16 protein-coding genes and 1 pseudogene are annotated in these 24,809 nt (G+C 70.4%); 10 read left to right on the top strand and 7 right to left on the bottom strand.

Annotated features, from left to right (window positions below; genetic code table 11):
* Positions 1–246 precede the first annotated feature (246 nt).
* The 3 genes from ACFWXC_RS08980 (at position 247) to ACFWXC_RS08970 (ending at position 5,811) form a co-directional block, all read left to right on the top strand.
* The gene (locus tag ACFWXC_RS08980) at positions 247–1,725 is read left to right on the top strand and encodes a cytochrome P450 (protein ID WP_384475371.1); all 1,479 of its coding nucleotides are present in this window, start codon (positions 247–249) and stop codon (positions 1,723–1,725) included.
* Positions 1,709–2,716 (top strand): (-)-alpha-amorphene synthase, encoded by a 1,008-nt coding sequence (locus tag ACFWXC_RS08975; protein ID WP_384475368.1) that lies wholly within the window; start codon positions 1,709–1,711, stop codon positions 2,714–2,716. Before ACFWXC_RS08980 ends, ACFWXC_RS08975 begins: the two co-directional genes overlap by 17 nt.
* A 185-nt stretch (positions 2,717–2,901) precedes the next feature.
* A complete protein-coding gene (locus ACFWXC_RS08970) occupies positions 2,902–5,811 on the top strand; it encodes an ATP-binding protein (protein ID WP_384475365.1) in 2,910 nt (969 codons plus the stop codon).
* Positions 5,812–5,828: 17 nt separating this feature from the next.
* Here ACFWXC_RS08970 and ACFWXC_RS08965 read toward each other — a convergent pair whose 3' ends face one another.
* From ACFWXC_RS08965 to ACFWXC_RS08940, 6 genes and pseudogenes are all read right to left on the bottom strand, one after another.
* On the bottom strand, positions 5,829–7,382 hold the full coding sequence (locus ACFWXC_RS08965; protein ID WP_384475362.1) for an acyl-CoA synthetase: 1,554 nt from the start codon (positions 7,380–7,382) through the stop codon (positions 5,829–5,831).
* Positions 7,379–8,488: a nitronate monooxygenase gene (locus ACFWXC_RS08960; RefSeq protein ID WP_384475359.1), complete on the bottom strand. Its 1,110-nt coding sequence runs from the start codon at positions 8,486–8,488 to the stop codon at positions 7,379–7,381. The genes ACFWXC_RS08965 and ACFWXC_RS08960 overlap by 4 nt, the downstream gene beginning before the upstream one ends.
* A 110-nt stretch (positions 8,489–8,598) precedes the next feature.
* Positions 8,599–10,164, bottom strand: a complete 1,566-nt coding sequence (locus ACFWXC_RS08955; RefSeq protein ID WP_384475357.1) for a phytoene desaturase family protein — start codon at positions 10,162–10,164, stop codon at positions 8,599–8,601.
* A 157-nt stretch (positions 10,165–10,321) separates the two neighbouring features.
* Positions 10,322–12,550 (bottom strand): tetratricopeptide repeat protein, encoded by a 2,229-nt coding sequence (locus ACFWXC_RS08950; RefSeq protein WP_384475354.1) that lies wholly within the window; start codon positions 12,548–12,550, stop codon positions 10,322–10,324.
* A gap of 116 nt (positions 12,551–12,666) precedes the next feature.
* A pseudogene (locus ACFWXC_RS08945) lies at positions 12,667–12,947 on the bottom strand (DUF2236 domain-containing protein); the annotation flags it as partial.
* A gap of 170 nt (positions 12,948–13,117) precedes the next feature.
* The gene (locus tag ACFWXC_RS08940; RefSeq protein WP_384475351.1) at positions 13,118–13,729 is read right to left on the bottom strand and encodes a TetR/AcrR family transcriptional regulator; all 612 of its coding nucleotides are present in this window, start codon (positions 13,727–13,729) and stop codon (positions 13,118–13,120) included.
* Positions 13,730–13,821: 92 nt separating this feature from the next.
* Between ACFWXC_RS08940 and ACFWXC_RS08935 the strand changes: the two genes are divergently transcribed.
* The 4 genes from ACFWXC_RS08935 (at position 13,822) to ACFWXC_RS08920 (ending at position 17,672) form a co-directional block, all read left to right on the top strand.
* Positions 13,822–14,307 carry a saccharopine dehydrogenase NADP-binding domain-containing protein gene (locus ACFWXC_RS08935; RefSeq protein WP_384475348.1) on the top strand — a complete coding sequence of 162 codons (486 nt, stop codon included), beginning with the start codon at positions 13,822–13,824 and terminating at the stop codon, positions 14,305–14,307.
* A 332-nt stretch (positions 14,308–14,639) separates the two neighbouring features.
* Entirely contained in the window at positions 14,640–15,695 is a 1,056-nt protein-coding gene (locus ACFWXC_RS08930; RefSeq protein WP_384475345.1) for an aldo/keto reductase, read from the top strand.
* 816 nt (positions 15,696–16,511) lie between these two features.
* Positions 16,512–17,345, top strand: a complete 834-nt coding sequence (locus ACFWXC_RS08925) for a CAP domain-containing protein (RefSeq protein WP_384475342.1) — start codon at positions 16,512–16,514, stop codon at positions 17,343–17,345.
* A 147-nt stretch (positions 17,346–17,492) separates the two neighbouring features.
* Positions 17,493–17,672 carry a transposase gene (locus ACFWXC_RS08920; protein ID WP_384475339.1) on the top strand — a complete coding sequence of 60 codons (180 nt, stop codon included), beginning with the start codon at positions 17,493–17,495 and terminating at the stop codon, positions 17,670–17,672.
* Positions 17,673–17,733: 61 nt separating this feature from the next.
* Here ACFWXC_RS08920 and ACFWXC_RS08915 read toward each other — a convergent pair whose 3' ends face one another.
* Positions 17,734–18,858 carry an FAD-dependent oxidoreductase gene (locus ACFWXC_RS08915; RefSeq protein WP_384475336.1) on the bottom strand — a complete coding sequence of 375 codons (1,125 nt, stop codon included), beginning with the start codon at positions 18,856–18,858 and terminating at the stop codon, positions 17,734–17,736.
* A gap of 97 nt (positions 18,859–18,955) precedes the next feature.
* Between ACFWXC_RS08915 and ACFWXC_RS08910 the strand changes: the two genes are divergently transcribed.
* The 3 genes from ACFWXC_RS08910 to ACFWXC_RS08900 all read left to right on the top strand — a co-directional run bounded on the left by ACFWXC_RS08910 (position 18,956) and on the right by ACFWXC_RS08900 (position 24,671).
* Positions 18,956–19,681, top strand: a complete 726-nt coding sequence (locus ACFWXC_RS08910; RefSeq protein ID WP_384475333.1) for a TetR/AcrR family transcriptional regulator — start codon at positions 18,956–18,958, stop codon at positions 19,679–19,681.
* A 453-nt stretch (positions 19,682–20,134) separates the two neighbouring features.
* Positions 20,135–21,820 carry a ribonuclease J gene (locus tag ACFWXC_RS08905; protein ID WP_384475330.1) on the top strand — a complete coding sequence of 562 codons (1,686 nt, stop codon included), beginning with the start codon at positions 20,135–20,137 and terminating at the stop codon, positions 21,818–21,820.
* Between the two features lie 766 nt (positions 21,821–22,586).
* Positions 22,587–24,671 (top strand): RICIN domain-containing protein, encoded by a 2,085-nt coding sequence (locus ACFWXC_RS08900; protein ID WP_384475327.1) that lies wholly within the window; start codon positions 22,587–22,589, stop codon positions 24,669–24,671.
* The last annotated feature ends 138 nt before the right edge of the window (positions 24,672–24,809 follow it).

Genomic DNA, 24,809 nt, shown 5'->3' with positions numbered 1-24,809 from the left:
CGCGTACGGTCCCGTTCCTCGTGGGGCGGGACCGCACGTGAGTGACACAGGGAAACCCCTGTCGACGCGCAGTGCATCAACAGTTGTTCAGACCAGGGGGATTCTGCTTCAACGTGCTCCCGTGCGCCCCTTTGGAGAAAGGTTTCGGGAAACCGAGGAACGTGGAACCTGGGCAGGACTTGTCTCGGACGTTCAACCCGAGGCAGGTTCACTCATTTCACGTGTAGCACCGGGCAGGAGGTTTCCATGAACCGCGCTGTGCCTGAACAAAAACGAACATGGACGACAGGTACTGCTCCCGGCATATTCCCTCTCCTCGGCCACGGTATCGCCTTCTACCGTCGGCCGCTCGCGTTTCTGAATTCTTTGCCCGCACACGGGGATCTGGTCGAGATACGCCTGGGCCCCCAGCGTGCCTGGATGGTGTGCCACCCGGAGCTGACCCACGAGGTGCTCATGGATCCGCACACCTTCGACAAAGGGGGCCCGCTCTACGACCGGCTCGGCAGTCTGATGGGCGACGGCCTCGTCACCTGCCGCCAGCCGACCCACCGCGACAAACGCAGGCTGCTGCAACCCGCCTTCCGTCCCTCCCACGTCGCCGCCTACACGGACCTCGTCACCGAGGAGGCCGAGTCGGTGTGCGAGGCCTGGCAGGCGGGCGGGACCGTGCCTGTCTCCGAGGCGATGATGACCCTCACAACCCGCGTGATCAGCCGGGTCCTGCTCTCCGACTCGCTGGACGACACGACGACCGCCGAGGTGCGGGACTGTCTCGCGGACGTCGTCCGCGGCCTGTTCCTCCGTACGGTCGTCCCGGTCGACGTCCTCTTCCGCGTCCCGACCCCCGCCAACCGCCGCTATCGGCGCGCCCTCTCCCGCCTGCACGCGATCATCGACACGGCGATCGCCGGGCGCCGGCTCGGTGCCGACCGCGACGACGTGCTCGGCGCTCTGCTGGCGGCCGCACGCGGCACCGACGCAGCCGCGGCGATCACCGACCAGGAGATCCACGACCACCTGATCACGCTGCTGCTCACCGGCGCCGAGACCTCGGCACTGGCGCTGGCCGCAGCCTTCAGTCTGCTGGCCCGCAACCCTGAGGCGGAACGCCGGCTGCACGCCGAACTCGACGCCGTCCTCCCCGACGGCCGCCGGCCCGGCCCCGACGATCTGCCGCACCTCGTGCACACCCGGTGCGTCGTCTCCGAGACGCTGCGCCACTCCTCACCCGGCTGGCTCTTCACCCGCGTCACCACGAGGGCGACGGAACTCGCCGGGCGCCGGCTGCCCGCGGGAGCCACCGTGCTCTACAGCCCCTACCTCCTGCACCACGATCCGTCGTGGTTCCCCGACCCCGAGCGTTTCGACCCCGACCGCTGGCTGCCGGGGCGGCCCACCGCCGCACAGCGCCGCGCGACGATGCCGTTCTCCGCGGGCAACCGCAAGTGTCTCGGCGACGAGTTCGCCATGGTGGAGGTCACCCTGGCGCTCGCCACCATCGCCGGCCGCCGGCGCCTGCGCCATCTGCCCGGCGCCGTCGAACAGACACCCCGCCCCGCGATCACGCTGGGCCCGCGTTCCCTGGTCATGGCCTGCGAAGCCCGTTCCCGCATGCCGTCGGGCGCGACGCCCCGCGCCGACTCCCCCGCACCCCGAGCCGTGGCCACCCCTCGCGTCTCGGACTCCCGAACGGCAGGTGATCACGTTGTCGGCAACACATGAGGACATCACGCTCGGTGTACTGGACGAAACCCCGGCCGCCAACCTCCGCGACCTGATCGACACCCACCTCCACATGCCCTTTCCCTTCCAGCGCAACCCCCATGAAGCCGAGGCCGCCGCCGGCGTCGACGCCTGGCTGAGCAGGTGGGGTCTGACCGGCGAACCGGGTGTGGCGGCGATGATCGCCCACACTCGGCCGGCCGAGCTGGCGTCCTACAACAGTCCCACCATGGACTCCGCCCTCCTCCAGATCGTGGCCAACCAGATCGCCTACCAGTTCATCTTCGACGATCGCGCCGAGGACGTCGGCCGACGCTCTCCGGGCAGGCTGGTGCCCATGCTGTGCGAGAGCATCGCGATCCTGCGGGACGGCCGGCCGGCCGGCACCCCCCTCGGAGCGGCCCTGGCCGACCTGTACCGGCAGGTCCGGGAACGGTGCACACCCGCACAGGCCACGCGGTGGGCCGAGAAGAGCCGTGAGTACGTACACGGCTTGCTGTACGAGGCGGTGGCGCAGGCCCAGCCCTACCTCGTACGGGCCAGGGACTGCACCTCGATACGGTCGCTGACCGCGGGCGTCGAGCCGTTCTACCCGCTGTGCGAGGCGGCCCAGCCACACGAACTGTCCGCTGCCGAACTCCACCACCCCGTCGTACAGCGGCTGGGCCGGCTGTCGGCCGACGCGGCGGTGTGGATACCCGACCTCTTCTCCGCGGTGAAGGAACAGCGCTCGGGCGGAATGATCAATCTGGCCCTGGCCCACCAGCGCGAAAACCGGTGTTCCCTGCAGGCCGCCGTCGTCCTGGCCATCCAGCAGATCAACGCCACGATCGAGGAGTTCCAGAGGCTCTACGCGGAGGTCGAGCCGGAGCTGAGCCTCGCGGGCGTCGGCTACGTGGAGGGCATGACCGGCTGGATCCGCGGGTGTTACCACTGGTCCCGGACCGTGCCGCGCTACGCGGACGTGGTGTCGGTGCCCGCCGTCTCGTAGGGCACCCGACGTGCCCCGGCGACGGCGCCTGCGGGACCTGACCATCCGGGCCCCTTACCCGGAGATCGGAGATTATCCCTCGCTCAGTTCATGATTCACCCTATGGTGCTCAATCCGGCCTGTCGTACCTGGTCTGGGCGTACGCTCGGCTCCCCTGGGCCGAACGACAGAAAGCGGTACGGCACATGGCGACGGAGCCGCGGCAATCGATCACCGACCGCCGGACGTTGATCGAGCGCCAACGGGAACTGGAGGCCCTCGACGCCGCGTTTCGGGAGCTTCGGTGCACCACGGACGGTCTGTCCCGCGCGAGGCGCAGGGGGCTGCTCGCCCTGACCGGGCGGGCCGGACTGGGCAAGACCGCACTCATCACGGAGGCCCGTGCCCGGGCCGCGGCATCCGGACTCACCGTGCTGTCGGGCAGGGGCGGTGAGTCGGAGCAGGGTTCGGCGTTCCGTGTCGTACGCCAGTTGATGCAGCCCTCGCTGGCGAGGATGGACGAGGAGCAGCGCCATGCGTTCCTCGGCAGCTGGTACGACATCGTCGCCGCCGTGCTCGGCCTCGAAGCGCGCGGGGCCACACCGGCACCGGATCCGACCGGGGTCCGTGAGGGCCTCGACTGGGTCATGACGCGGCTCACGGTGCAGCAGGCACCCGTCGTCCTGCTCCTGGACGACCTGCACTGGGCGGACGCCGAGTCCCTGAGCTGGCTCGCCTCCTTCGCCTCCCGGGTCGAGGACCTTCCGCTGCTGATCGTGGTCGCCTACCGGCCCGACGAGCTGCCGCCCGAAGCGGGCGAACTCCGCGGCCTCGTCGCGGACCACGGGGACCGCCCGCACGACCTGGCGCCGCTGACCGCCGACGGCGTGGCACAGATCGTCAGGAGCGAGATCGGGGAGACGGCCGAGGACCAGTTCTGCAAGGAGTGCTGGTCGGTCACCACCGGGAGCCCCTTCGAAGCGGTGGAACTCGCCATCCGACTCGCCGAGCGGAAACTGGGCGGCACCGCCGACGACCTGCCGGCGATGCGTGAACTCGCCACGGCGATCACGGGTCCGGGACTGATCGCGCGTCTGGAACGGCTCGGCACCGCGACCGTCCGCTTCGCGCACACCGCGTCCGTGCTGGGTTCGCCCTTCGCACCCCAGCTCGCCGCGACCATCGCGGTGCTCGGCGAGCAGGCCGCGGCGGAGGCGACCCGGAAACTGCGGGCGGCCCGGATCCTGGCGGAAGGCCACGGTCCCGAGGGCGAGCTGGAGTTCGTCCATCCGCTGATCGCCACGACGATCTACGAGTCCATCGGCACGGACTTCCGGGCGGGTCTGCACGACGCCGCCGCGCAGGCGGTGCTGGCCGCGGGATACGGTCCCGCCACCGCCGCCCGCCACCTGCTGGAGGTCCCCTGCGACGGCAGTACCGAGACGGTCGCATGTCTGCGCGAGGCCGCTCGCGAATACCTTCGCGCCGGGGCCACCGAGGCGGCCGGGCGGCTGCTGACCCGCGCGCTCCAGGAACCGCCCCTTCCCGAGGACCGCGCCGCGATCCTGCACGAACTCGCCTGCGCCACCTTCCTGATGGAACCCACGGCCACGGTGAGGCATCTGCGCCAGGCGCTGGCGGAACCCGACGTCGACCCCGATCTGCGCGCCTCCGTGGTCTTCCGGCTGACGCAGGCTCTGGCCCACACCGATCAGATGGCCGAGGCGGAGCGGGTGGCCACCGAAGAGGCCCGTCAGGCCCCGAATCCGCGCGTCAAACTGCGGATGCAGGCCGACCAGTTCGTCTGGGGCATGTTCCGCACCGACGACCGGGACTCACCCGCGCGCTCCCGGAGGCTGGCGCGGCTGGCAGAGCACCTGCCCGGCCGCAGTCTTGAGGAGCGCTACATCCTGGGCCTGCGGGCCTGGGACGCCGTCATGCGCGGCGAATCGCGGCAGACCGCCCTCGGGTATGCCGAGAAGGCCCTGCACGGCGGCATGAGCTGGACCGACGAGAACCGGGGCTTCGAGGTACCCGCTTCGGTCGCGCTGGTCTTCATGTACGGCGACCGGCCGCGCCAGGCCGAGGAGTTGTTCGACAAGGGGATCGCCGAGTGCGTGGCCAAGGGATGGTGCGGCTCCCATCTGGCCCTCGGCCAGACTCTCGCCGGCTACATCCGCTACCGCCGCGGCTGCCTGGCCGAGGCCGAGGACCTCGAACTGCAAGGGCTGCGGATCGCCGACCGGGTGGAAGGGGCGGTGCCCGCCCAGTGGTTCGCCGTCGGCATCCTGATCCAGACCCTGGTCGCCCGTGGGCGGGTCACCGAGGCGCGTGCTCTCGCCGACAAGCACCACTTCGGCGAGGCGACCCCGAACGCCGTCATCTATCCCGACCCGCGCACCGTGTACGCGGAGCTGCTCCTGGCGGAGGGACGGCATGCCGAGGCGGCGCTGCTGCTGTTCTCGGTCGGGGAGTGGCTGGACGGCCGGGCCTGGCGCAACCCCTCCTGGTGCCCCTGGCAGCTGCATCTGGCCTCCGCACTCGCCCCCACCGCCCCCCAGGAGGCGATCGGTCACGCCCAGGACGCCGTGCGGCGTGCCCGGGAGTTCGGGGCCGCCTCCACCATCGGCCAGGCCCTGCACACCCTCGCCGAGGTGACCGGCGGGCCCGCGGCCGTCGATCTGTACGCGGAGGCTGTCGACCACCTGGAACAGTCGCCCGCCGCCTACGAACTCGCCCGCGCCCAGGTCGGCCACGGTGCCGCGCTGTCCCGCAACGGGCGGCTCCAGGAGGCCGCCGACCGGCTGTACCAGGGGCTGGAAGGAGCCGTCCACTGCGGGGCCGAGGCGCTCGCCGCGCGGGCCAGGGGGGAGCTGTCGGCGGCCGGGATGCGCCCGCTGCCGTTGCGCTATGTGCAGGCGGACACCCTGACCGCCCCGGAACTCCGGACCGCCGAACTGACCGTCCAGGGACACCCGGTGGCCGTCGTAGCCAAGGAACTGCGCCTCACCGAGCAGGGCGTACGGCAGCTGCTGTCCCGCGTCTACCGCAAGATCGGCACCGACGCCGCCGGCCTCGCCGGGTTCCTGGAGGACCGTCCGCACCGGCACCACTGAGGCCGTCGGCAGGGTGCTCACACCGGGCGGGTGCGGCCCTCCCAGTAGGGGTCGCGCAGCCGCCGCTTGTACAGCTTGCCGTTGGGGTCGCGGGGCATCTCGGCGATGAAGTCGACGGTCCTGGGCCGCTTGTAGCCGGCGAGCTGTTCCGCGCAGTGGGCGAGCAGGGCGGCGGCGAGGTCGGGGCCCGGTTCGTGTCCCGGAGCGGGTTCGACGACGGCCTTGACCTCCTCACCCCAGTCGTCGTGCGGGATGCCGAAGGCGGCGGCGTCGGCGACGGCGGGGTGGGAGAGGAGCGCGGACTCGATCTCGGCGGGGTAGATGTTGACCCCGCCGGAGATGATCATGTCGATCTTGCGGTCGCGGAGGAAGAGATACCCGTCCTCGTCGAGGCAGCCGAGGTCGCCGACGGTGAAGAAGTCGCCGATGCGGTTCTTCTTCGTCTTGGCCTCGTCCTTGTGGTAGGAGAAGCCGCCGGTGTTCATCTTCATGTAGACGGTGCCGAGTTCACCGGGCGGCAGCCGGTTGCCGTCGTCGTCGAAGACCGCGAGTTCGCTGATCGGCCAGGCCTTGCCGACCGTACCGGGCTTCTTCAGCCAGTCCTCGGCGGTCGCGAAGGCGCCGCCGCCCTCGCTGGCCGCGTAGTACTCCTCGACACTGGGCCCCCACCAGTCGAGCATCGCCCGCTTGACGTGGTCCGGGCAGGGGGCGGCGCCGTGGATGGCGTGCCGCATGGAGGTGACGTCGTAGCGTGCGCGGACCTGCTCGGGGAGGGCGAGCAGACGGTGGAACTGGGTGGGGACCATATGGGTGTGGGTGCAGTGGTGTGTGTCGATCAGGCGGAGCATCTCCTCGGGGGTCCACTTGTCCATCAGGACCAGGCGGTGGCCTATGTGGAGTGACGCGCCCGCGAACTGCAGTACGGCCGTGTGGTAGAGCGGCGAGCAGACCAGGTGGACGTTGTCGCCGAAGGGCTGGATGCCGAAGATGCCGAGGAAGCCGCCGAGGTAGGCCGCCTCGGGGAGCCTGCCGGGCAGCGGGCGGCGGATGCCGCGGGGGCGGCCGGTGGTGCCCGACGTGTAGTTCATGACCCAGCCGAGCTCGCGGTCCGCGGGCGCCGAGTCGGGCTGTCCGTCGAGGAGTTCGGCGTACGGCCGGAAGCCCTCGACCTCGCCGACGGCGTACCGGTGGGTGGCCGGGAGGCCGGCCTCGTCGGCGGCGTGCCGGGCGGGGCCGGCGAAGCGTTCGTGGGTGAGCAGCACCTTGGCGCCGGAGTCGGAGACGATCCAGGCGATCTCCGGGCCGACGAAGTGGTGGTTGACGGGGACGAGGTAGAGGCCGGCCTGGGTGGCGGCCAGGTACGCGGCGAAGAACTCGGGGCCGTTGGGCAGCACGACCGCGAAGGCGTCGCCGCGTTCCAGGCCCGCGGCGCGCAGTCCGTGGACGAGTCTGTTGGCGGCGGCGTACAGGCGGCCGGCGGTCCATTCCTCGCCGTCGGGTGCGACGAGCACGGTGCGGTCGGGTTCGCTGGTGGCCTGGGCCCAGAAACCGGCGGGGGGTGTGCTGGTCACTTGGCGCTCCTTCCGGCGATGCGGTTGATGCGGTCGACGGCCTGTTCGAAGCCGCGGGTGAGGTCGTCGAAGACGGCCTGGACGCTGCGTTCGCTGGTCATGCGGCCGACGATCTGGCCGACGGGGGTGCCGAGCAGGGGCTCGACCTCGTACTTCTGGATGCGGCTGACGGCCTCGGCGACGAGCAGGCCCTGGAGCGGCATGGGGAGGGTGCCGGGACCGTGCGGGTCGTCCCAGGCGTCGGTCCACTCGGTGCGCAGCTGACGTGCCGGTTTCCCGGTCAGGGCGCGGGAACGGACGGTGTCGCCGGAGCCGGCGGCGAGCAGTTTGCGGGTCACGGCGGGCGAGGAGAGGTCGGCCTCTGTGACGGTCAGCCACAGGGAGCCCAGCCACACACCCTGGGCGCCGAGGCTGAGTGCGGCCGCCGCCTGCCGGCCGCTGCCGATGCCGCCCGCGGCCAGCACGGGCAGCGGGGCGACGGCGTCGACGACCTCCGGGGTGAGCACCATGGTGGCGATCTCGCCGGTGTGGCCGCCGGCCTCGTAGCCCTGCGCCACGACGACGTCGATGCCCGCGTCCTGGTGCTTGACGGCGTGCCGGGCGCTGCCCGCGAGGGCGGCGACGAGGACGTCCTGGTCGTGGGCGCGGTCGATGACGTCGGCGGGCGGCGAGCCGAGGGCGTTGGCGAGCAGCCGGATCGGGTAGTCGAAGGCGACGTCGAGCTGGGTGCGGGCGACCTGCTCCATCCAGCCGGTGATCCGCCATCCGGACGCCTCGCCCTCGGCCAGCTCGGGCACCCCGTACTTGGCGAGGGTGTCCCGCACGAACTGCCGATGGCCGTCCGGGATCATCGCCTCGACCTCGGCCTCGCTGACGCCTTCCACCTTCTTGGCGGGCATCACGACGTCGAGTCCGTACGGCTTCCCGTCGACGTGCTCCTCGATCCAGTCGAGGTCGCGTTTGAGGTCGTCGGGGGCGGTGTAGCGGACCGCGCCGAGCACCCCGAACCCACCGGCCCGGCTGATGGCCGCGGCGACGGCGGGGAACGGCGTGAAGCCGAAGACGGCGTGCTCGACTCCCAGGGTCTTGCTCAGCTCCGTCTGCATGGGCGCAGGATGCCGCAGTCGACCGGCCGACGGAAGAGGTTTTCTGATGCTCCGTCAGATTTCTGCTCGGTCGGATTCTCCGGCAGCCACCTGCCCGGGCGGGCCGGCTGTCACTCCCCCTCCAGCACCGCCATCGCCGCGTTGTGCCCGGGGACCCCGCTCACACCTCCCCCGCGCACCGCGCCCGCCCCGCACAGCAGGACGTTGGCGTGCCGGGTCTCGACGCCCCAGCGGCCGGTGCCGTCCTGGGCGTAGGGCCAGGAGAGGTCGCGGTGGAAGATGTTGCCGCCGGGGAGGCGGAGGTCGCGTTCGAGGTCCAGGGGGGTCTTCGCCTCGATGCAGGGGCGGCCGTCCGCGTCGAGGGCGAGACAGTCGACGAGGGGCTCGGCGAGATGGGCGTCGAGCTGGGCGACGGTGGACTTGAGGAGTTCCGCGCGTACGGCGTCGTTGTCGGCGGCGAAGAGCCGGGCGGGGGTGTGCAGACCGAAGAGGGTGAGCGTCTGGTAGCCGCGTTCGACCAGGTCACGGCCGAGGATCGTGGGGTCGGTCAGGGAGTGGCAGTAGATCTCCGAGGGCGGGGCGGCGGGGAGCCGGCCGGCCGCCGCCTGGGCGTGGGCGGTGGCCAGCTGCTCGTAGCCCTCGGCGATGTGGAAGGTGCCGGAGAACGCCTCGCGCGGGTCGACGGCGGTGTCCCGGAGCCGGGGCAGGCGCTTCAGCAGCATGTTCACCTTGAGCTGGGCGCCCTCGGCGGGCTCCGGGGCCGGGTCGCCGGTGAGGGCGGCGAGTTCCTGCGGGGCGGCGTTGACCAGGACGTGCCGGGCGGCGACGACGCCCTCGCCGTCGGCGGTGCGGTAGGCGACCTCGGCGGACCGGCCGTCCGTCTCGATCCGTACCGCCTCGTGTCCGGTGGCGAGCACCGCGCCCGCCGAGCGCGCGGCGGCGGCCAGGGCGTCGGTGAGGGCGCCCATGCCGCCGACCGGTACGTCCCAGGCGCCCGTGCCGCCGCCGATGACGTGGTAGAGGAAGCAGCGGTTCTGCCGCAGCGAGGTGTCATGGGCGTCGGCGAACGTGCCGATCAGCGCGTCCGTGAGGACGACCCCGCGCACCAGATCGTCCGTGAAGTTCTCCTCGATGGCGACCCCGATGGGCTCCTCGAACAGGAGCCGCCAGGCCTCCTTGTCGTCGATCCGGCGGCGCAGCTCCTCGCGCGAGGGCAGCGGCCCGGTGAGCGTCGGGAAGACGCGCTCGGCGACCCGGCCGGTCATGCCGTAGAACCGCTGCCAGGCCTGGTACTCCTCCTTGCCCCCGGTCAGCCGTTCGAACGCCTCGCGGATGCGCCGCTCGCCGCCGCCGACCAGCAGTCCGGTGGGCCGGCCGGCGCGCTCCACGGGCGTGTACGACGAGATGGTGCGGCCGCGGACGCGGAAGTTCAGGCCCAGGTCGCGGACGATCTTCCTGGGCAGCAGGCTGACCAGGTAGGAATAGCGTGACAGCCGCGCGTCGACGCCGGCGAAGGGGCGGGTCGAGACGGCGGCGCCACCGGTGCGGCCCAGCCGTTCCAGCACCAGTACGGTGCGCCCGGCCCGGGCCAGATAGGCCGCCGCGACCAGGCCGTTGTGGCCGCCGCCGACGATGATGGCGTCGTAGGTCCTGGATGGTTCGGTGGCAGGGGGCATGGTTCTTCGTAACACATGATGATCTAGGTGGGTAAGAGGCTTGCCGGTTCGCTCCGCGGGGAGGGCCGTTCGGACAGTGCGGATTGTGCGGACTTGTCGCGCCCAGGCGGTGGAGCCGCCTGCCGGCACAGCCCCGCGCCCCTGTGGGGTGCTCGTTTCACGGCCGTCCGCCCGATGCCTGCTGCTGGCGCAGTACCGCCACACGTCGATACAGCTCGACCGCCTCGGCTCCTCGGCCCAATTGCTCCAGACAGTGCGCCTCGTCGTTGCGGCTGGCCAGGGTGTCCGGGTGGTCCGGGCCGAGGACTCGCTCCCGGGCGGTGGCCACCCGCCGGTACTCCGTCAGCGCATCTGCCCAGCGGCCCAGCCAGCCCAGGCTGACCGCGACCTCGCGGCGGCTGACCAGGGTGTCGGGGTGGTCGGGGCCGAGGACCCGTTCGCGGATGGCGCACACGTCCCGTGATTCCGCGAGGGCCTCCTCCCAGCGGGCGAGGCGGCCGAGGTTGACGCCGAGGCCGTGGCGGGCGCGCAGCGTCTCGGGGTGGGCGGGGCCCTGGACCCGGGCGCGGTCGTCGATCAGGGCACGGTAAAGGGTGAGTGCGTCGGCGCTGCGGCCGAGGCGGCCGAGACTGATGCCCACTTCGTAGCGGGCGGCGAGGGTGTCGGGGTGGTCGGGGCCGAGGGCGCGGGAGCGTGCCTCGGCGACCTCGCGGTAGGTCGCCAGGGCCTCTTCCCAGCGCCCCAACTGGCCCAGTGCATAGGCGACTTCGTAGCAGGTGACCAGGGTGTCGGGGTGCTGCGGGCCGAGGACGCGGGTGCGGGCGACGGCCACGTCGTGGGCCATGCGGTACGAGTCCTCCAGCCGGCCCAGCCTGCTGAGGTTGAAGGCGAGGTTGTGTCGGCAGCGCAGGGTGTCGGGATGGTCCGGGCCCATCAGCCGCTGCCGGGCGGCCAGTACGGCCGTGTACGCCTGGTGGGCTTCGAAGTGGCGGCCCAACTGGCCCAGCACGTAGGCCGTTTCCTGACGGACGGCGAGCGTGTCGGGGTGCTCGGCGCCGAGCAGGCGCTCTCGGGCGTCGGCGACCTCGGTGTACTCGCGCAGGGCGTCGGCGGCACGGCCGGTGCGGCTCAGGGTGAAGGCGATCTCGTAACGGCTGGCGAGGGTGTCCGGGTGGTCGGGGCCGAGGAGGCGGGCGCGCTCGGCGGCGACCGCGCGGTGTACCTCGCCGGCCTCGGTCCAGCGCCCGAGCCGCCCGAGGCTGAGCCCGGCGTTGTGCCGGCCGGCGAGCGCGGCGACGGTCTCGGGGGCGGGGACCGCGGGAACGGGTTCGGGGGTGCCGTTTACGGGGCGGGCGATCCACTCCCCGGTGAGCCCGGCCGCGGGGTCGGGCGGGGTGGTGCGCAGGCCGGCGCCGGCCGCCTTGTGGCCGGTGGTCATGCCGCGGGTCCAGGACGGCAGCCGGGGCTCGCGGAACGCCGCTTCCGGGGGCGCGAGTTGGGGCTGCGCGGTGATGACGGTGGGGACGTAGGTGGGCGTCGTACGCCCGGAGGTGATCCGGCGGCCCAGCTCCATGGCGTCGTAGGGTCGCTGCTCGGGCCGTTTGGCCAGCAGGTCCAGGACGACCTTCTCGAACCAGCCCGGCAGTTCGGCGCGGTGGTCGCGCGGCGGAGCGGGTGGGGTGTCGCGGTGGCCGATGAGGATCGCCCAGGCGTCGTCGAGGTCGAACGGCGGTGCCCCGGTGGCGATCTCGTACAGCACGCAGCCCAGGGAGTACAGGTCGCTGCGCTGGTCGACCTCGGTGCCGCCGATCTGTTCCGGTGACATGTAGTGCGGGGTGCCCATGGCGATGCCGGTTCCGGTCAGCCGGGAGGTGAGGCCGATGTCCTGGCCGAGGCGGGCGATGCCGAAGTCGCAGAGCTTCACCGTGCCGTCGGTGAGCCGCATGATGTTGGCGGGTTTCAGGTCCCGGTGCACGATGCCCTGCCGGTGGGTGTAGGCGAGGGCGGCGGCGACCTGCTCGGCGATGTCGACGACGTCGCCGACGGGCAGCGGATGGTGCTTGTTGTCCTCCATGAGCTGGCTGAGGTTGCGGCCGTCCAGCAGCTCCATCACGAGGTAGAGGATGCCGTCGTGCTCGCCGAAGTCGTGCACGACGGTCACCCCGCGGTGGGAGAGGGCGGCGGCCACTCTCGCCTCACGGCGGAACCGTTCGCGCAGGACGCGGGTGAACGCCTGGTCGTGGTGCGGGCCCAGCGGTTTGAGGCACTTCACGGCAACCTGCCGGCCGAGGGACTCGTCGCGGGCCCGCCACACCTCACCCATCCCGCCCCGTCCGATCAGGTCGAGCAGCCGGTACCGCCCCTGGACCAGCCTGGTGTCACCCATCGCGCGCCGTCGCCCCCCGTCGCTACAGCCCCGCCCCCAGGGGGATGCCGTCAAGGCGCGGCCGCGCCGAACCGGCCCGTTCCGTGACACACCCCCTGGTCGTCCAGTATGGCGGCCTAATGCCCGACTTTGTACGGTGCCGGGCGCGCGTGCGGGCCGAGCCTCGTCATGGCGCACAGGATGTGTTTGGGCGGGAGTTGCCGGCGCAGACGTGCGGGAACACAGCGCAGCAGGGTGCGGGTGGCGCGCAGTCGCCGGGTCACGACGGCGGGTTCGGGGCCGGTCTGCCGTACAGCTCGTGGGCGTACGGCGGCAGAGAGGCGTACGCCAGGTGGGCCACGCGCCGCCACAGCACCTCGCGCGCCGGTATCAGGAGCGGGTGCGTCGGAGGGCGGAGCGGTCCGCCTGGGCGTCGGCGAGGGGAAAGCCGGAGCGGCGCTGAACGAGGCTCACCCCGTCCCCAAGACCGGGCAGCAGCTCGTCGACCGATCCTGATGGACCGGTGGACATACACCGAAGCCCGGTTGGAGTACCGGCTGACGGTCGTCGCGCGGCCGCTCTGTGGACTCAGTCGGGGGGCAGGATGCTCGCCGCCGGGCTGCGGAGTCCGTCGAGCGCGATGGCGATCGTCCGGCGCCACTGGCCCTCGCCCCTCGTGGCCCCGAGGCACTCGGTCCCGCCCATCGGAGCGATCGAGATGAGGACCAGGTCCCGCCAGGTCACATCGGCCCTCAACACGCCGTGATCCTGCGCGCGTCGCACGAGCCGGTCGATGGAGTCCGCGAGTACCGAGCCGCGCTCTGCCACCTCCGCGGGGAGCTCCCGCGCGTTGCCACTCGTGAACTCCGCGAGCCCGAGATTGGCCAGCTGCGCCTCGGTGAAGGCGAAGAGGAAGCCGGACAGGCCGGCCCAGGGGTCGGGGTCCTCGAGAGCGGCGTCGGCCCACGACTGGATCTCCGATATTCCGTCGATCAACACATCGGCGACCAAGGCTTCCTTCGACCCGAAGCGCCGGTAGAGCGTCCCGACGCCGACCTCGGCGCGTTCCGTGATGTCGGTCGTCGACGCCTGGAGTCCGCGCTCGGCGATCGCCGCGCGGGCGGCCTCGATGAGGCGCAGGCGTTTGCGTCGCGAGTCCGCCCGCTCCTTCGGCACTTCGCCCGTCACTTTGTCCACCATGTGCCGAACTATAGCTCAGCGGACGTACCCTCTCCTTACGGACTACCACTCTCCGCACGGAGGGCCCCTCTCCGTTCTGTTACGTTGAAGGCATGGCAACCGACCCCCCACCCGCTCTGCTCGTCTACGGCGCCACCGGTTACACCGGGCGGCTGATCGCCGAGAAAGCCGCTCGCGCTGGGCTGGACGTCGCCGTCGCGGGCCGCCACCGGGCCAGGGTCGAGGCACTCGCAGAACGGCTCAGTGTCCCCGGCCGGACTTGCGCGCTCGATGACCCCGCGACCGTTCGGGGAGAGCTCCAGGGCGTCCGGTGCCTGCTGAACGTCGCGGTCCCGTTCAGCCGGACCGCCGAGCAGCTCATCGACGCGTGCATCGCGGAAGGTGTCCACACACCTCGACACGATCGCGGAGTTCGCGCCCTTCGCACTGGCCGAGGAGCGGTCCGCGGTCGCCGCGGCGGCCGGAGTGATGCCCGTGCCGGGCGTCGGCCTGGGACGTCGTGCCGAGCAACGCGGTCGCGGTGCACGCCGCGGGCAGGATGCCGCGACCGGTCGGACTCCGCGTGGCCCTCAAGGTGACCGGCCCAGTCTCCCGCGGCTCGGTCTCGAGCTCCGCGAGGTTCGCCGACCTGATCGGGCTGGTGTGCTCCGACGGGCAGATGGTGCGCAAGACCCGCTAGGCACTCGACCGGGCTGCGGGACGTCAAGGTCTTCATGCGCTCCGACGGCGCGGTTCCCGCCCCCGATAAAGAACTCCCCGAAGGCCGGTATGGGGCACTTGCCGAGGTCGCCGACGCGAACGGCAACGTCGTCCGCTCCGTCCTTGAGACACCGGTCCGACACCTGCATCACCAACCTCTGACCCTTTGCCGCCAGGCCAGGACAATCCACTCACCATGAGGAAGTGCTTCATGCGCTACACGACATTCGGACGACGATCGGGTTTGCGGGTCTCCGAGTACGCCCTCGGCACAGGGAACTTCGGGACGGTCTGGGCCAGCGGCACGGACGCCGGCGGCGCCCGCGCGATCTTCGACCGGTTCGCCGAGGCCGGCGGCACGTTCCTGGACACCGCGGGCATGTACCAGGCGGGAGAGTCCGAAGCGATCCTCGGGGACCTGCTGGCAGTCGATCGCGATCACTTCGTCGTCTCGACGAAGTACGCCGCGAACGACACAGCACAGCCGCACGTCTCGCTGACGGGCAGCGGGCGGAAGAACCTCGTCGCGTCGGTGGAGGCGAGCCTGAAGCGGCTGCGCACGGACTACCTCGACCTGTTGTGGGTCCACTTCCCAGACGGCGTCACGCCGATCGACGAGATCGTCCGCGGGATGGACGACCTGGTGCGCTCAGGGAAGGTCCACCACGTCGCGCTCTCGAACTTCCCGGCGTGGCAGGTGTCGGCCGCGGCGACCCTGGCGGATCTGCGCGGCTGGGCGCCGATCGCCGGTATCCAGACGGAGTACAGCCTCATCGAGCGGACCGCCGAGCGAGAGCTGCTGCCGATGGCCGAAGGACTCGGGCTGGCCGTGAACCTATGGTCGCCGCTGTCCGGCGGACTGCTGACCGGCAAGTACCGCACCGGCGGCGAGGGCCGGGTCACCGATCCCGTCCGGTTCGTGACGCCTGAATCCACCAACCAGCGAACCGCTGTCATCGACACGGTCCTGGCTGTCGCGGAGGAGACGGGCGCGAACGCCGCGCAGGTGTCGATGGCCTGGCTGCGTGAACGGGGCGAGAGGTCCTCCGCGACGCTCATCCCGATCGTCGGACCGCGCACGCTTGCCCAGCTGGACGACTACCTCGGCGCACTCGAAGTGACGCTCACCGATGAGCAGTACACGCGGCTCGACAAGGTCAGCGCCGTCGAACTGGGTGCCCCGCACGGGATCAACGCGACGATCCGCGAGAGGCTCCTGGGGGGCGATGCGAGCCGGTTCATCGGCCCGGTCACCCCGGTCGTCTGACCACGGCGAAACGACTCCCGGTCCGGCCGCAGCGAACACGACCGTCCGAGACGCCATCCGCTTGCCGCTCTGCGAGCTTGATCAGTCGAACAGGGTTCCTGTTCGGAGTGTGACTGTCTCCCTGAGGCCGACCGCGATGATCGCCAGAGTCGTCGGGTAGACGAAGCGGCCGCCGTGGGAGGGGGCAGGGCCGTACGCGGACCGTGCGCCCCTGCCACTGGTGGTCTTCGCGGGCACCCTCGTCCTGCCGGTGCTGGGTGCATCGGACCCGTTCTCGTCGAGTCGCGCTTCCTGGGCCCGGCGTTCCCTTGCTCATCCCTCGCCCCGTGCGCTCGTACATGCCTGGCGCGCGAGGCCCGCCCAGCCGTGCCGCCGTATCCCTGCTGTACGAGGCTTACCCGACGAGCTTCACCCACCCGCACTCTGACCCGCGGCATCCAGGTCGGGCCAGAACCGGAATGCATGATTCCGTGACATCCGTCACAGCTGCTCCTGGACCTAGGCGTGCCGGATAGTAGAGGCCGCTCTGACGACATATGGGATTTGTCCGGCTTGGGGAGCGCATGCGTGGCGCCCGGATTCACGGCTCTCCGCCCGCGAGCCACCTTCATCCGTTCTGCACACCCGTAGGGGTTCTGACGGGGCGACAGAATTCCGCTGAGGTCCCGACAACCGGACCAGCGCGCCCCACTCCCACGACAAGGGCCGCTCGAGCCTACGAAGCGAGTTAGTACCAAGGCCCTTTGCGTTCCATGTGAAGGCTTCCTAAGAATGACGACCCGCAGGAGACCGCCGCAGCTCAGGAGCGGGTTACGCATGGGTAGACATCGCAAGAACACGCAATACCGGCGGATAGTCATCGCCGCCGTCGCCGTGGGCACCGTGGGCATACCGTCCGCCGCCATGGCCTGTACCAACTGGCCCGACAGCGGCGGACACCGGTCCAACAGCGCCGAGAACAGCGCCACGAAGGACTCGTGGAACAAGAAGGACTGGTGGAGCGACGCGAACTGGGGCCGCCCCTGGGACGCCGACCAGGCCGGCGAGCCCTCGTGGACGGCATCGGCGGCGCCGAGCGCCACGAAGACTCCTCACTCCCCCGCGAGCGCCGGGAAGACCACCGCGCCGAGGCCGAAGGCCACAGCGTCTCGGCACACCGCACGGACCACCGCTCCCAAGCCCAGCACCACCGCGTCGCCCAGCACCCGGAACACCACCACCACGTCCGCGGCCCCCAAGCCGTCGAGCACCCCGAAGGCCACCCCCACGGCGTCCGGAGTCGCCGCTCGCATCGTGGAACTCGTCAATGCCGAGCGCGGCAAGGTCGGATGTTCGGCCCTGACCCTGAACACGACCCTGTCCAAGGTCGCCCAGGCACACAGTGCGGACATGGCGCTTCACCAGAACATGTCGCACTCCGGGTCCGACGGTTCCTCCCCCGGAGACCGGATCACCAGCGCCGGATACACCTGGAGCACCTACGGCGAGAACGTGGCCTACGGTTACGCCTCTCCCGAGCAGGTCATGGCGGGCTGGATGGCCAGCCCCGGCCACAAGGCCAACATCCTCAACTGCGCGTTCAAGGAGATCGGCGTGGGTCTCGCACAGCCGGGCAGCTACTGGACCCAGGACTTCGGCACGGCCCGTTGAGCGGGTGCCGCCCGCCGTCGCCGTAGTTCGCCGCCGAGTCGCCTCCGGCAGATCCATGAAATGTCAGTGGAACGAGATGGCGTCCTCCCACGCTGAGGCGAGGGGGACGGCCCATGGCGAGTGCGCTGCTGTGCTCGGAGGGGACCGGTGAAGACGCTGGTCGGATTGGCGTTGGCGCCCGAGCATCGGCGCGAGCACAGCGCCCTGCACGGCGGCCTGAACCGGGACCTCATCGAGATCGGCCGGCTACGGCGCTCCTTGGCCGGGGTGTCGCTGCCGCGGGCTGCGGATGGCCGGCTGGTCCCGGCCGTGGACGTCTCCCACTGACTGCGGCCCGACGCCGCCACCAGCGACGAGTCCGGTCAAGCGCACAAGGTGAATTTCGACCTCAGGACAGTTTCGCCTCGGGGGCGAAGGCGGGCAGCTTGTCGAGACTGCTGCGCACGGCGTCGGCGCCGTACTCGAACATCTGCCGCTCGTAGTCGTCGACCGCGCTGAGCAGATCCTGGCGGCCTTCGCCGGCCTCGATCAGGCAGCGGCGCAGCAGGTCGGCGTCGCGCAGCGCGGTGTTCGCGCCGTTGCCGCCGGTCGGGGAGGTGGCGTGGATCGCGTCGCCGAGCAGCGTGACCGGGCCGGACGCCCAGCGCTCACCGGGCTTGACCACCCGGATGGACAGCAGCGTGCTGTTGTCCGGGTCGGCCTGCTCGATCAGCGCGCGCAGCTCCGGGTGCCAGCCTTCCATCCTGGACAGCACGGCGTCCTGCGCGGTCAGGTCCTCCAGCGAGCCGTTCGGCGGCAGGATCATGGCCCAGCGCACGTAGTCGCCGATGTCGGGCAGGGTGACTTCGGGGGCCAGTTGCTCGGCGGCCTGCTTCGGCGGGGTACGGAAGCGCATCGCGCCGAGCAGCAGGCTGACGCCGTCGCCCGTGATCTTCGAGCCGTAGGCCTTGGACAGGCCGGCGAACTCGTCGGTCAGCGGGGTGCGGCCGATGACGAACCGTACGCCGGTGTCGGTCGAGGTGGTCTGCGGCGACAACACCGCGCGGACCGCGGAGGTGACACCGTCCGCGCCGACGAGCAGGTCGGCGGTGGCCGGGTCGCGGCGGGCGAACCGGGCTTGGACATTGCCGTCGGCCAGCACGTCGTAGCCGGTCAGTGTGGCATCGGTGTGCACGGTGAGGCCGGTCAGCAACAGGTGTCGCAGCACCTGGCGGTCGACCACGATGCCGGTCCGGCCCGCGCCGAGCCTGCCGATCTCGTTCAGTTGAGGGTCCAGGATCAGCTGCTCGGCGGAGGCTTCCATGACGATCTCGTCCAGCAGCGGGTGCCAGCGCGTCGGCAGACAGGCGCGCACCGACTGGAAACCGGCCGGGTTCAGCACGAGCCGGTAGCCCTGGAACCGTGCGGTGATCCCCGGGTCGCGCTCGAACACGTCGGCCTCGATCCCGGCACCACGCAGACCCTGCGCGAGAGCCAGACCTCCGAGACCGGCTCCGACAACGGAAACTCGCATCACACACCTCCGGGACATCGATACGAACTTAGTTCGTTCTGACGATCTAAGTTCTATGCAACGAACTTAGTTCGCGTCAAGCGCTATAGTGGTCGGCATGTCCGCCGATCCCCGCCAACACCGCGCAGCTCGCCACGCCCAACCCGCAGCGGAGGTCGCCGCGTCGGCACCACGCAAGAAGCCGATCACCGTCGAACGGATCACCGACGCCGCCCTGGAAGTCGTCGCCGCCGAGGGGTACGACGCGCTGACCATCCGCCGGGTCGCCGCCGTGCTCGGCACCGGTCCGTCGTCGCTGTACGCGCACATCGTCAACAAGGACGACATCGACGATCTGCTGATCGGCAGGCTCTACGCCGAGGTCGTGCTCCCCGAACCGGACCCGGCCGCCTGGCGCGAGCAGCTGCTCGGGGTGTACACACAGGTCCGCGACCTGTACCTGAAATACCCGGGAGTCTCGCGCGCCGCGCTGGCCATGGTGTCGACCAACCTGGAAACGCTGCGGGTCGGCGAAGGAATCCTGGCGATCCTGCTCGCGGGCGGCATCGAACCGAGGACGGCCGGATGGGCCCGCGACGCGATGTCCCTCTACGTCAGCGCCTACGCACTGGAGCAGTCGCTGGTCCAGCAACGGCGCCGGCACCAGGATCAGGAATGGGTGCTCAGCCGCGAGGAGTTGCTGGACCGCTTCACCGCACTGCCTGCCGAGAAATTCCCGCAGACTCGACGCCATGCCGCCGAGCTGATCTCCGGCACCGGACACGACCGGTTCGAGTTCGCCCTCGGCCTGCTCATGAACAATCTGCGGCCCGCATCCGGTTGACCTGCGGCGTGCGGTGGCCACATGGCGCCGAGACGATCACAAGTCGCATCATGAGGCGCGTACCGGTCGTCGGTGGAACCCCCGTCGCGCGGTGCCGCGTCACCTACCCGACAAGTTCCATCCACCGCGCTTCGAGCGGCTTTCGATTCCCCCCACTCAGGCCAGTCAGAGGCATCGGGCCTGGCGTAGGCCTCAGGGAGCGGGCCCGGTTCACTGCGTCAGCTGCCGCTTCCAGGGCGGCTGTGGATCAGTGCCGAGGCCCACCGGGAGGCAGCGAACGCCGGAACACACGACAGAGTGCACGAGATCTTCTCCAGCACCGGGCGAACGGTTCGGCCACGGAAGGTGGTACCGCCTTCACCGCTCCCTGTTCCGGCCGCCGGCGTGATCCGGGAAAAGGAGATCACACAGGCAATGGATCATCCTGTCCCGCTCTCCGGGTACCGTCAGGGTATGAGTCATCCGCACCCCGAACTGAAAGCCGCCCCACCCCTTCCCGAAGGAGGGCTGCGGGTCATCGCCCTGGGCGGCCTAGGTGAGATCGGCCGCAACATGACCGTCTTCGAGCATGCGGGCAAGCTGCTCATCGTCGACTGCGGCGTGCTGTTCCCCGAGGAGACCCAGCCCGGCGTGGACGTGATCCTGCCGGACTTCACCTCGATCCGGGACCGGCTGGACGACATCGTGGCCATGGTCCTCACCCACGGCCACGAGGACCACATCGGCGGCGTACCGTACCTGCTGCGCGAGCGGTCCGACATTCCCGTCGTCGGCTCAAAGCTGACGCTGGCGTTCCTGGAGGCCAAACTCAAGGAACACGGAATCCGGCCGCGCACGGTACGGGTGCGGGAGGGCGACCGGCGCGGCTTCGGGCCCTTCGACTGCGAGTTCGTGGCGGTCAACCACTCCATCCCCGACAGTCTCGCGGTCGCGATCCGCACCCGGGCCGGGATGGTGCTGCACACCGGCGACTTCAAGATGGACCAGTTCCCCCTCGACGACCGCATCACCGATCTGCGCGCCTTCGCCCGCCTCGGCGAGGAGGGCGTGGACCTGTTCCTCACCGACTCCACCAACGCCGAAGTACCCGGCTTCACCACCTCCGAGCGTGAGCTGAACCCGGCGATCGAGCAGGTGATGCGCACCGCCCCGCGCCGGGTCATCGTCTCCAGCTTCGCCAGCCACGTGCACCGCATCCAGCAGGTCCTGGACGCCGCCCACCAGCACGGCCGCAAGGTCGCCTTCGTCGGCCGGTCGATGGTCCGCAACATGGGCATCGCCCGTGACCTGGGCTATCTGAAGGTCCCCTCCGGTCTGGTCGTGAGCACGAAGGAGCTGGAGAAGCTCCCGGACCACAAGATCACTCTGGTGTGCACCGGCTCCCAGGGCGAACCGATGGCCGCGCTGTCCCGGATGGCCAACCGCGACCACGTGATCCGCATCGGCAAGGGTGACACCGTCCTGCTCGCCAGCTCCCTCATCCCCGGCAACGAGAACGCCATCTACCGGGTGATCAACGGACTCACCCGGTGGGGCGCTCACGTGGTCCACAAGGGCAACGCCAAGGTGCACGTCTCCGGGCATGCCAGCGCCGGCGAACTCGTCTACTGCTACAACATCGTCAAACCGCGCAACGTCATGCCGGTGCACGGCGAATGGCGCCACCTGCGGGCCAACGGCGACCTCGCCATCCGTACCGGTGTCGACCCCGAGCGGGTCGTCATCGCCGAGGACGGCGTCGTCGTCGACCTGGTCGACGGGCGCGCATCCATCACCGGCAAGGTCCCCGCCGGCAACGTCTACGTGGACGGCATGGAAGTCGGCGGTGCCACCGAAGCGTCCCTCAAGGACCGCCTCACCCTCGCCGCCGAAGGCGTGGTCACGGTGGTGGCGATCGTCGACGCAGACACCGGGGCCCTCGCCGAGGCCCCCGATTTCCTGGCCCGCGGCTTCGTCCACGACGACACCACCTTCGAGCCGGTCATCCCCGTCATCGAGAAGACCCTGGCCACCGCGGCCGAGGAAGGCGTCGGGGACGCGCGCCAACTCGAACAGCTCGTCGCCCGAGCCGTGGCGAACTGGGCGTTCCGCACCCACCGCCGCCAGCCCCTCATCATCCCCGTCATCATCGACGCCTGAGCCACAGCCCGGCAGCACGGTCCCCGTTCCGGTCGCGGCCCCGCGGCATCGAGATCGGCACGGGGGTCAGCTGCCACCCCGGCAGGCCGGGGTGGCAACGCACTCCACATGATGAGTCACCGGGAACGTCGAGCTTGCTTTGGTACTGCCCGCTGCCGGCCAGGCGTTCCCACAACTCCCGCGCGGGTCCACCCTCCTCCATGAGCGCATCGCTTCCAGGATTCTCCCAGCGCGCGTCACGAGGGATAAGCGACAGCAGGCGCGCCCCGTGCCCGTCGGGGTCGGTCAGCAAGTTCATCGCCCCGTGCGGCTCGAGGGAGGCACTTGTGCTCCGCGGGCGTGGCCGAATGCCGATCACGGCCGCGCCCGGCACGCCCCCACGACGGTAGCCCGGCGCGCTGACAACACGGCGCGAACGCGCTCTTCTCCCCCATGTCGGACAGCACATTTACGCCATCTATGCGAGCGTGCCGGGTGTTGCGGTCTCCAGATGCGGATATGCCGTAGTCGAGCGAGTGTGGAGGTGAGGGCCTCACTCAGCCGACGCACCTCCTGTGTGCCAAGTGCAGTGGCGGAGCGCTGCGAAGGTGAGTTCGCCCGGAGGGTCGTTCGGGCTGCATTCGACAGCCACCAACGGTTGAAACACAAACGGCCATCGACACCTGGAGTCAGGTCTCGGCGGCCTCCGACCGCTGTCACAAGGACCATCGGGCCCGTCTCACGGCAGGGGTGACCGCGGTCTGCCCAATCCCAGGCAGGAGAGCTCATGACAACGATGCCCGTAAAAAAGCGGCTCCCGAAAACGCCTGTCCGGATCGTCAGTGCGCTGAGCGGCTTGGCGCTGGACGTGACGAACGGCTCTCGGGACGACCTGGCGGCCATCATTCAGTCGGCGGACCCCGACTGCCGCCACCAGCACTGGCGGATCGAACCCTTGGGAAGCGACCAGTACCGCATCGTGAACGAGAACAGCGGAAGCGTTCTTGACGGCGGATCCAAAGACGACGGCACACCGGTCATCCAGTACGGGTGGCACGGTGGGGCCAACCAGCGGTGGCGGATCGTTCCGGTGACGGACGGTCAGTACCGCATCGACAACATCAACAGCGACAGGCCGATGGACGTCAGCAAGTCGTCCAAGAAGGACGGGGCACCCGTCCTCCAACGCGACTGGAAGGGCGGGGAAAACCAACAGTGGCGCATCGTCCCGGTCGAGCAGCCTGTCCGGACCGGTACGGTACTGACATGGGGGGCGAACGGGAGTTCGCAGCTCGGCACAGGTCCTGGCGCGGACCGGAGCACGCCCTCGCAGGTGAAGCTCAACCAGTGTGCGCCCCTCGACCGGGTCAAGGCGCTCGCTCGTTCCAACTTCCACACCCTGGCAGTGCTGGAGGACGGCACCGTGCGGGCCTGGGGGAACAACGATCGTGGAGCGCTGGGTGACGGCAGCACCAGCACCCGGAACACGCCGGTGGCGGTGCTGGCCCAGCCTCGCGGCGAGCGGCTCAGTGAGGTCAAGTCCGTCGCCACGGGTAGCTACAACCAGTGGGGTCACAGCATGGCGCTGCTGGAGAACGGCACCGTGCTGGCCTGGGGGTACGGCGGCTACGGCCAACTCGGTAATGGCGGCAACGGCAACCAGTACACGCCGGTGGCCGTGAAGGCCGACAAGGACACGGTGCTGTCCGGCGTCCAGGCCATCGCGGGGGCCATGGTCGAGTACAGCGACTGGGACGGCATGTTCAGCCTGGCGCTGCTGGAGGACGGCACCGTGCGGGCCTGGGGGTACAACGCGCACGGTCAGCTCGGCGACGGCGCCAAGGACGTCCAGCACATGCCCGTCACCGTGCTGGTCGGAAAAGGCCAGCCCCTCATGGAGGTCAAGGCCATCGCGGCCGGTGCCCACCACGCCCTGGCATTGCTGAAGGACGGCACGGTCCGCGCGTGGGGGTGCAACGAACAGGGCCAGCTCGGCATTGGCAGCACCAGCGCAAAGAACATGGCGACGCTGGTGACGGCCAATGACAACGGTGACCCTCTGACCGGGGTCAAGGCCATCGCGGCCGGTGGCAGGTTCAGCCTCGCCCTGCTGGAGGACGGAACGGTACGGGCCTGGGGGCGGAACGACCGCGGCCAGCTCGGAAACGGTACCGGCACCGACCAGAAGAGGCCCGTCACGGTGCGGTGGACCAAGGACGGCGACCCCCTGACCGGGGTGACGGCCATAGCCGCCGGGGCACGGCACAGCCTTGCTCTGATGAAGGACCAGACGATGCGCGCCTGGGGATACAACGGACACGGCGAGCTCGGCGACGGCGGTAACACCGACCAGTGGACACCGGCGCTGGTCCTGCTGGCCCTGGACGGCGAACCGCTCAGCGGAGTCACGGCCATCGCCGCCGGCGCCTACCACAGCATGGCGATCCGTGGCGCTGCAGTGGCGGTGACGCCGGGCGGTCCGCCGGACGTGATGCTGACACCGGCCGGCGAGATCGGCTATCCGGGTGTGCGCCTGGATGCCGAAGGCACCGTCTATCAACAGACCGTCCGCGTCAGCCTGCCGGAAGGAAAAGGTCTGGAGTTCGTCGCCGAGGGCAATCCCGGATACCTGCTGACCATCCAGGACGCAGGCGGCGCCACAACGTCGTACGCGGGGAACCTGTCGCCGGACGGGCAGACGCTCACCTTCACCAATGTCGACCTGGCCCTGCCGGGAAAGGGGTCGACATCCAGAGCGTGGATCCCCGTGAGAGCCTTGCCCACTGCGCCGTTGGGAGACACCTCCCTGAGTTTCACGGTGGGCGACCAGACCAGCCCGTCCACCCCCATGCACATCGTCGAGACAGTCTGACGGCAACGCCGGGCCACCGAGGCCACCGAGAATGGCGCGGTGGCCCCGGTGGCTCGCGGCCGGCTGTCCAGACCTCGTCGCATGAGTGGCTCAAGATGGCGCTTTCCGCGGAGGGCTGACTGAGGGTGATGTCAGTGG

It is taken from the genome of Streptomyces sp. NPDC058683, from assembly GCF_042716195.1.
Taxonomy (GTDB): domain Bacteria; phylum Actinomycetota; class Actinomycetes; order Streptomycetales; family Streptomycetaceae; genus Streptomyces.
This window is presented reverse-complemented; position numbering and strand designations above follow the sequence as displayed.

Bases quoted from the DNA above. Each gene is read 5' to 3' on its own strand.
- ACFWXC_RS08900 (WP_384475327.1), top strand. From the start codon at position 22,587: ATGACAACGATGCCCGTAAAAAAGCGGCTCCCGAAAACGCCTGTCCGG.
- ACFWXC_RS08910 (WP_384475333.1), top strand. From the start codon at position 18,956: ATGTCCGCCGATCCCCGCCAACACCGCGCAGCTCGCCACGCCCAACCC.
- ACFWXC_RS08940 (WP_384475351.1), bottom strand. From the start codon at position 13,729: ATGGTGGACAAAGTGACGGGCGAAGTGCCGAAGGAGCGGGCGGACTCG.
- ACFWXC_RS08955 (WP_384475357.1), bottom strand. From the start codon at position 10,164: ATGCCCCCTGCCACCGAACCATCCAGGACCTACGACGCCATCATCGTC.
- ACFWXC_RS08960 (WP_384475359.1), bottom strand. From the start codon at position 8,488: ATGCAGACGGAGCTGAGCAAGACCCTGGGAGTCGAGCACGCCGTCTTC.
- ACFWXC_RS08980 (WP_384475371.1), top strand. From the start codon at position 247: ATGAACCGCGCTGTGCCTGAACAAAAACGAACATGGACGACAGGTACT.
- ACFWXC_RS08915 (WP_384475336.1), bottom strand. From the start codon at position 18,858: ATGCGAGTTTCCGTTGTCGGAGCCGGTCTCGGAGGTCTGGCTCTCGCG.
- ACFWXC_RS08930 (WP_384475345.1), top strand. From the start codon at position 14,640: ATGCGCTACACGACATTCGGACGACGATCGGGTTTGCGGGTCTCCGAG.
- ACFWXC_RS08970 (WP_384475365.1), top strand. From the start codon at position 2,902: ATGGCGACGGAGCCGCGGCAATCGATCACCGACCGCCGGACGTTGATC.
- ACFWXC_RS08950 (WP_384475354.1), bottom strand. From the start codon at position 12,550: ATGGGTGACACCAGGCTGGTCCAGGGGCGGTACCGGCTGCTCGACCTG.
- ACFWXC_RS08935 (WP_384475348.1), top strand. From the start codon at position 13,822: ATGGCAACCGACCCCCCACCCGCTCTGCTCGTCTACGGCGCCACCGGT.
- ACFWXC_RS08905 (WP_384475330.1), top strand. From the start codon at position 20,135: ATGAGTCATCCGCACCCCGAACTGAAAGCCGCCCCACCCCTTCCCGAA.
- ACFWXC_RS08925 (WP_384475342.1), top strand. From the start codon at position 16,512: ATGGGTAGACATCGCAAGAACACGCAATACCGGCGGATAGTCATCGCC.